Origin of the sequence: Acidovorax sp. (assembly GCF_016783915.1) — a bacterium.
Lineage (GTDB): Bacteria > Pseudomonadota > Gammaproteobacteria > Burkholderiales > Burkholderiaceae_C > Acidovorax.
Genome location: NZ_JADHVT010000190.1, coordinates 1 through 7,335 on the forward strand (window position 1 = coordinate 1; position 7,335 = coordinate 7,335).

7 protein-coding genes are annotated in these 7,335 nt (G+C 58.2%); 4 read left to right on the forward strand and 3 right to left on the reverse strand.

Features of this window, described 5'->3' with window-relative positions; genetic code table 11:
- Window positions 1-361: 361 nt before the first annotated feature.
- The 4 genes from ISS20_RS22055 to ISS20_RS22070 all read left to right on the forward strand — a co-directional run bounded on the left by ISS20_RS22055 (window position 362) and on the right by ISS20_RS22070 (window position 5,589).
- Complete coding sequence (locus ISS20_RS22055) at window positions 362-1,294, forward strand: hypothetical protein (protein WP_291439581.1); 933 nt, start codon at window positions 362-364, stop codon at window positions 1,292-1,294.
- 164 nt (window positions 1,295-1,458) lie between these two features.
- Entirely contained in the window at window positions 1,459-2,358 is a 900-nt protein-coding gene (locus tag ISS20_RS22060; protein ID WP_291439582.1) for a DUF72 domain-containing protein, read from the forward strand.
- Window positions 2,359-2,460: 102 nt separating this feature from the next.
- Window positions 2,461-2,682 (forward strand): hypothetical protein, encoded by a 222-nt coding sequence (locus ISS20_RS22065; RefSeq protein ID WP_291439584.1) that lies wholly within the window; start codon window positions 2,461-2,463, stop codon window positions 2,680-2,682.
- Between the two features lie 114 nt (window positions 2,683-2,796).
- Complete coding sequence (locus ISS20_RS22070) at window positions 2,797-5,589, forward strand: DNA methyltransferase (protein ID WP_291439585.1); 2,793 nt, start codon at window positions 2,797-2,799, stop codon at window positions 5,587-5,589.
- A 54-nt stretch (window positions 5,590-5,643) separates the two neighbouring features.
- Here ISS20_RS22070 and ISS20_RS22075 read toward each other — a convergent pair whose 3' ends face one another.
- From ISS20_RS22075 to ISS20_RS22085, 3 genes are all read right to left on the reverse strand, one after another.
- Entirely contained in the window at window positions 5,644-6,414 is a 771-nt protein-coding gene (locus ISS20_RS22075) for a hypothetical protein (RefSeq protein WP_291439586.1), read from the reverse strand.
- A 10-nt stretch (window positions 6,415-6,424) separates the two neighbouring features.
- Entirely contained in the window at window positions 6,425-6,997 is a 573-nt protein-coding gene (locus ISS20_RS22080; RefSeq protein WP_291439588.1) for a ProQ/FINO family protein, read from the reverse strand.
- Window positions 6,998-7,108: 111 nt separating this feature from the next.
- A partial coding sequence (locus ISS20_RS22085; protein ID WP_291439591.1) for a hypothetical protein occupies window positions 7,109-7,335 on the reverse strand: 227 nt, incomplete at its 5' end.

Sequence of the window (7,335 nt, forward strand, 5' to 3'; positions counted from 1 at the left end):
GGTGTCCTTGCCCTTCTCCAGGTCGCGCAGGAACACATGGCTTACCCCAGGCACATCCTCCTGACGAATACTGTTGACCTTGCGCATAGCGCGGATGGCCACACCGACGCTCTCAACTGACGTTACCTGTATCTGCATGGACACGCTCCTGAATCTCAATGATCGCTTAGGTTTAAGCCATTATGGACCCAGGAAGTAGTCAAACGCAACGATCTCTTCGTTTTTGACCATCCCCCGTGGGTTTGAGGCTTAAAACTAAACGCAACATTCGATTTTGACCTTCAACGCATCGTTTAAGCTTGTCTTCGAAGCGAGCGTTGCGATTCATCGGCAAGCGTCCGTACTGCCTATGATCTCGCGCATGGAATCCACCCATACCCTCTGCCCATACTTGGCCATACCCTTGAGCGAGTGCAAATCGGTCAACGGCGAACACATCTTGGCAAGCGCACTGGGCACACCCGAATCCTTCAAGATCTACGCTGACGCATCAGAGAACCAGAGGCTAAACATCGAGCTGGACGTGCCCATGCTTCGCTCTGAAATGCTGCAGCTATTGGCCGTTTCCGCTGGGGTTGTATCCCGCTCAGATAAAGACCATGTGGTGCTTACTGGCGCGCTGCCCACTGGCGATACTGCCCGAGTGAGGTTGGCGCCGGGTAGCGCTGAGTTCTCCCTTCCCTACCCTGTCGAGAAGGACCCCACCAGCGGCTTGGTGACAGGCGTCAAAGGCTTCGGGCCCGACGCGAAAGAGCTTGCAGACAAGGTGCTCAAGGGCATGGAGAAGCGAGGCTTGAAAGTCCAGGCCTCGGAGCCCCAACCGATAGACAGCTCCATGAAAATCAGCTTGGAAATGGATCTGAACCTCTTGCTGCGGTTCATGTGTCGCACGGCCTACCTGATGACGGTGGCCACGCTGGGAGACACGGCCATCACCTCGCAGAGTGGGGAGCGGTACCGGCGCGCGATCAACACCGTAGGTCTGACGCGCGACACCCTCATTGAAATCGGGATTGGGGGGCTCTTCCTGGACCCGCCAAGGCACCCAATCCAGTTCGCCAACCCTCACCACGGGGGCCACACCCTGGCCTGCGTACCGCTTGCCGGGATGATGGTCAGCCACGTTGTACTGTTCGGGGTCTTCCACGCCAGCTTCATTACTGCGAATCCATGCAGAGAGGCCGAGGAACCCAATTCGCTGGTGTTTTTCATTGACCCCGCAACGAAGGCATGCACGCGGAGCGATCTCCTTTCCGAGCTTGCTGCCTCAAGGGTGAAGTTCGCGGGCACCTGAAATAAAGCACGATGGCGGAGTAGGCTGCGCTCAATTCCTACAACGTTGGCGGCAGGCAGTCACCTACGATGAGGCATCTCGTCAGGGCATGATGCGGGCGCAACCACGGATATGAGGTTGTGCCAGCACCGGCACCCTTGGCCGTCGCCAGAAAAGGAGCCTCTGTGAAAATCCTCGTCGGCACCGCTTCATGGACAGATAAATCGCTGATCGACTCCGGCAAGTTCTACCCCCCAGAAGCGAAGTCGCCCGAGGCGCGCTTGCGGCACTACGCAAGCCTCTTCCCCATGGTGGAGGTCGATTCCTCCTACTACGCGATGCCCAGCGCTTCCACGGCTCAGCTCTGGGCCGAACGCACGCCCGCAGACTTCGTTTTCAATGTGAAGTCCTTTCGCCTGTTCACCGGCCATGCCACCCAGCCAAAGGTCCTGCACTCGGACATACGCACGGCTCTGCCTGAGGCGCTGGCAGGCAAGAAGAACCTCTACTACAAGGATTTGCCTATACCGGTGCTCGATGAGCTGTGGCGCCGATTCAAACAGTCATTGGAGCCCCTGGCTGGTGCAGGAAAGCTTGCGGCGGTCCACTTCCAGTTCGCGCCATGGGTGATCAACAACCGCGATGGCCAGGCCCACGTCCGGGAGTGTGTAGATCGCATGGGGGACCATCTGCTCGCGGTCGAGTTTCGCAACAAGACCTGGTTCGAGGGGCAGCACCGCAGTGCGACCCTGGAATTCGAACGCGAGATGGGGGTTGCCAATGTCATCGTGGACAGCCCTACGCACACATCCAACAGCGTCGAACCGGTGTGGGATGTCACCAGCACCAGATTGGCGGTGCTTCGCCTCCACGGGCGCAACGAAGAGACCTGGAACATCAAAAGCGAGGCTGCGTCAGATCGCTTCAACTACGACTACTCCGACGATGAATTGCGCGCTCTGGTGCCCCAGATCCACAGCATCGCAGAGAAGGTTGATGTGATGCATGTGGTGTTCAACGTGAACCATGAAGATCAGGGCCAACGCAATGCGCTGACTCTGATGCGTCTACTCAGTGAGCGATGAGCCACTGGACCGAAGAGCGGCGGGTTGACCTACCAGGTACTGGTAGCCGCCAAAGGTCCCTCAAAGCACAATGCGAATTACCGTCGAGACAAGGAGACACCCGTGAAAGATTGGATACACAGGACTGACGCCGTGGGGGTTGAAGATCTCGAAGAGATGGCGCGCGGCACGGGCCTCCTTGCAGTCGGGCAGACAATGAGCCCCCAGCTCCTTGCCTATACCCAGGCCGTAGTCGAACAGTGCGCATCCATCGCCGATGCCTACCCTACGAACGACGCTGAGGAAAGTGCCGCCGAGCACATTCGAGCCATGCTTCCCTTTTGATTGACCGGCAGGCGATTACAACGTCGCTGGGAGTCATTGACCCCTCATCCGTGGGCGAGAATGGTGCACGATTCGATGCACTAACGAACGTCTCACCGGACACGAGGGAAACTGATGGCGAAGATCACGACGAACGAACTGCGCAAGCGACTTTCTGCCTTTGCGCACCAATGGGCCGGAGCAAGCAGCGAAAAGGCCGACGAAAAGCTCTTCACCGCACAGTTCTTGGCGTGCTTCGGCGTCCAGCCACACCAATACAGTCGTGAGTTCAGGCTGACCATGCGTGACGGCAGTCACGGCTTCATGGATGGCTTCATTCCCGGCAAAGTGATCATCGAGGGCAAGAGCCTCGGGAAAGACCTCAAGAAGGCACGCGCGCAGGCTGAGGAGTACCGGTGGGCCTGCCCACCTCAAGACCAGCCCCGCTACGTCTTGCTGCACGACTTCAATCAGTTCATCCTTTTTGACCTCACGCAGGACAAGTCGTATTCGTGCCTCCTGCCGGAGCTGTCAAAACGCGCCGAGTGGTTCCGGTTCCTGGTAGGGGACACCGCCCCAGAGATCACCGAGGAAAGCGAGGCCGACCGTCGAGCTGCAGAGAAGATGGCTGCGCTCCACGAAGCGCTGCTCAAAAGCAATTTCACAGGCCGTGACTTGGAGATCTTCCTCACGCGCCTATTGTTTTGCCTGTTCGCAGACGACACGGCCATATTCGGCGACAACGGACTGTTCCGCCGCCTTATGGAGGGAACTCGCGAGGACGGCAAGGATGTTGGCTCTCAGCTCAGTGAGTTGTTCGCAGTCTTGGATACGCCCAGCAAGAAACGCAGCAACTTGCTCGATGAAGACCTCAAAGCCTTCGAGTACATCAATGGGCAGCTGTTCTCCGAGCGATCAGGCATTCCCGCTTTCGACAGCACCCTTCGGGAATTGCTGCTTGAGTGTGTTCGCCTGGACTGGTCGAAGATCTCTCCGGCAATCTTCGGCGCAATGTTCCAAGGGGTGCTGGACCAAGCGGATCAGGATGAGGAATCGACCAAAGAGCAAGACACCGACAAGGTCAAGAAGAAAAAGAAGGGGGCCAAGCGTCGCGAGCTGGGGGCTCACTACACCTCGGAGCGCAACATCCTGAGGGCTATCAATCCACTTTTCATGGATAACCTGCGCGATCAACTGGATGCCGCAGGTACCAGCCGTCCCAAGCTGCAGGCGCTCTACGACAAGCTGCCCATGATTCGCGTCTTCGACCCTGCTTGCGGTTGCGGCAACTTTTTGGTCATTGCCTATCGTGAGATGCGTCGCCTGGAAATGGACCTGATCGAACGCCTGTTCAGCAAGGGGGGACAGAGCAAAGGTCTGTTGGACATCAGCACCATGATCCGCGTGAGTGTTGAGCAGTTCTTTGGCATTGAGATTGATGAAAGTGCTGCCCATATTGCGCAGGTGGCCATGTGGATCACCGACCACCAACTCAACCTGGAAGCTGCCGACCGCTTCGGTAGCACACGCCCAAGCGTGCCCCTAGTTCATAGCCCACACATCCGCCACGCCAACGCACTTCAGGTGGACTGGGAGGAGGTGCTACCCGCCAAAGACTGCACGTTCATCGTCGGCAATCCACCTTTCGTGGGCGCGAAGTTGCTCAAGCCAGCGCAGCGCACAGACGTGGCCAGGGTCATGGATGGCGTCCAAAGCGCAGGCCTGCTGGATTTCGTGGCCTGCTGGCATGTTTTGGCAACGCGCTACATGCAAAAGAACAAGTTGGTACGCGCTTCGCTTGTCTCCACCAACAGTATCTGCCAGGGTGAACAGGTCGGAGTTCTGTGGCCCCTCCTGCTGGCGCAGGGAGTACAGATCCACTTCGCCCATCGCACCTTTCAATGGAGCAACGAAGGACGCGGGGTGGCCGCTGTCCACTGCATCATTGTCGGGTTCGGAATGCAACCCGCCGATCAACCGCGCCTTTTCGAATACGGCTCCAACATCAAAGCCCCAGAAGCCCAAGTCCAACTCGTCAAGCGCATTAACCCGTACCTGGTAGATGCCACCGATGTGGTCCTCAAGCGCCGCTCCACCCCATTGAGCCAGGTTCCAGAGATGGGGATTGGGAACAAACCCATTGATGACGGCCACTACCTGTTCACGCCCGAGCAGAAGGCTGACTTCATCGCCGACGAGCCCGGCAGCGCACCATTTTTCCGCCGATGGCTTGGTTCGGAAGAATTCCTCAACGGGATCGAACGCTGGTGCCTGCTCCTCAAGGATGTCTCGCCAAAGGAACTGGACCAGCTTCCCCATTGCCTACAGCGTGTCGCAGCGGTACGGAAATACCGTGAAAAGAGTGGCAGTGCACCGACGATTGCACTGGCCGAGACGCCGCGCCGGTTCCATGTCGAGTTCTTCCCGAAGGGCAACTACTTGGTGGTCCCCGAGGTCTCGTCTGAAAAGCGTCGATACATCCCCATCGGGTTTCTCGACTCTTCGATCCTCGCAAGCAACCTTCTCAAAACAGTCCCGGACGCCACCCTCTACCACTTCGGTGTTCTCTCAAGCAGCGCCCACAATGCCTGGATGCGCACCGTGGCGGGGCGCATGAAGAGCGACTACCGCTACTCGGTGAAGATCGTCTACAACAATTTCCCGTGGCCCGAGAAACCAACCGAGAAACAGCGCCAGGCCATCGAAGCAGCGGCGCAAGCAGTATTGGACGCTAGGTCGCTGTACCCGGACAGCAATCTGGCACAACTCTACAACCTCGCCACCATGCCTGCAGAGCTGGTAACTGCACACGCGGCTCTGGACCGAGCAGTAGACGCTGCCTACGGATACAAAGGCGGGCCTGCTGACGCCAATCGTGTCCAATACCTTTTCGAGAAGTATTTGCAGGCCGGAGGTGATAGCCAGTGAATTTCTGGTCTGGATGCTGAGTAGAAGCATCGCAGTCCACGGCCGATGTGGTGGCTACATCAATTCGAAGGGTGAGAGAACGCCAGCCAAATGATCAGGCTGGCGCTCGTCCACCACCAACCAGAGCATTGGGCCATCCTGAACCTGTGCACCGGCAAGCACACCGGAAACAGGCATCCCAGCACGAAGAAGCTCCGCGTCACTTATTTCGCGCACCTGCATGCCGTTGCTTCTTGCATCCGCAATGGACTCACACAGGCGGGTTTTCCGTGCCCCCTCGCTGAGGTACTTGGCGAGCCCCAGTTCCGACACCAGGCACCAGGCTCCGTCCAATCGCACTGGCAGGAACGAGAACGAATGCATCAGCATGAGCTGCCGTGCGTGTGCCACCGGTTGCCACGATTCAACGGTCACGGGTGACGAGACCATCAGGTTCTCAACCGTTCGCTCTACACCAGCCATCAGGGCCTCCTCCAAACCAATACACAACTCGATTGCCGCCTGCGTCGCGTGGCGGGCGTAGGAGCCCGTGTGCATAGCATCGTTGCGCGCGGCCAGAACAATCGAGAAAAGCGCCTCAAAGGTCTTGAAACGCAGGGGGAACGCTCCAGGGAGTTCTGCAAAGACAAGCGCCCTGATCGCCTGAGGAGCGATTTTTTCCCTGTAGAGCCCCAATGCTTCCTGTCTGCCGCGCAGACGAAGCCCAAGAGCTTCAAGCGCGAAGCAAATTGACTCGAAAGCTTCGGCATCGGCTAGGGCCGCATATCGAGCAGCTCGAAGGCGGTCTCGGTAGAAGAGGCGTTCGCGTGGCTGAAGGTCGAACACAGTGGTTGCCTCAACCACGGCCAGCGTTCTCGGTCAGCGATCCAAGTGCGATTTTGAAGGAGTTCCAGGCATCAGCAGCAACGCCAGTGTCACCAGCAGCTTTCATCCACTTCGCCCTCTCCCGGCGATCAAGCCCGTTCCACCAGGTCATGCCCTCTTCGCCATCTAGATCATCGGCGGATGGAGCATCGTTGCGTTTCAGCAGAGCCTGCAGCTTCTCCTGGGCATATGCAGCATTGGCCATGGTGACCGTCCGGGCGTTCTCGGCCGCGCCGTTGATGCTGTGGCGAGGACCGCCCTGCTGTACAGCTTCAAGGTATGGGGCTCTTCTTACATGCCATCCCAAGAAAAGACGAATCTTGGCGCGCGTGAGGGCTGAGCCCCGGCGTTGGGCATCGATGGCCAAGATCTTGTCGATGCCGATCTTCAGCGGCACATACACATCGGGCCCGAACAGGTTGGGCCACAGTGCGGCCATCTCGCGTGCGACCACGGTATCGCCCGCGCGCGTCGGCTCAAGCGCTGTCACATCTACTGCCATTGGGCTCCCTATTCGTTGTTTTTGCCAAGCCTGGTCTGTCACGCACGAACCGTGATGACAGCAACCCATCCAATTTCTATCACAGGTGAAGTACACAGACCACTCATGCAGTGCGCCACCTTATTGAGAAGGCTATGAGGCCTCGCAAGAGCCCTAGCGAGGGATAGGGGTAGCCACAGTGCCCGCAGATTGGGAAGGTTGCGACTCAGCATCCGTTGCATTCGGAGTAGTTGCTGTGAGCGTCAAAAAGCTCGCCACCTGCAGGGACACATTCATGCCCTTGGTGATCGCGCGATCAGTCACCACGGCCCCCACGATGACAACGATGACGAGAAAAACGAGAACGCGCATCCCATCACCGGGGGCGCGGGCAAGAAGGC

Coding starts and splice junctions, on each gene's coding strand:
- ISS20_RS22055 (WP_291439581.1), top strand. CDS start 362: ATGGAATCCACCCATACCCTCTGCCCATACTTGGCCATACCCTTGAGC.
- ISS20_RS22070 (WP_291439585.1), top strand. CDS start 2,797: ATGGCGAAGATCACGACGAACGAACTGCGCAAGCGACTTTCTGCCTTT.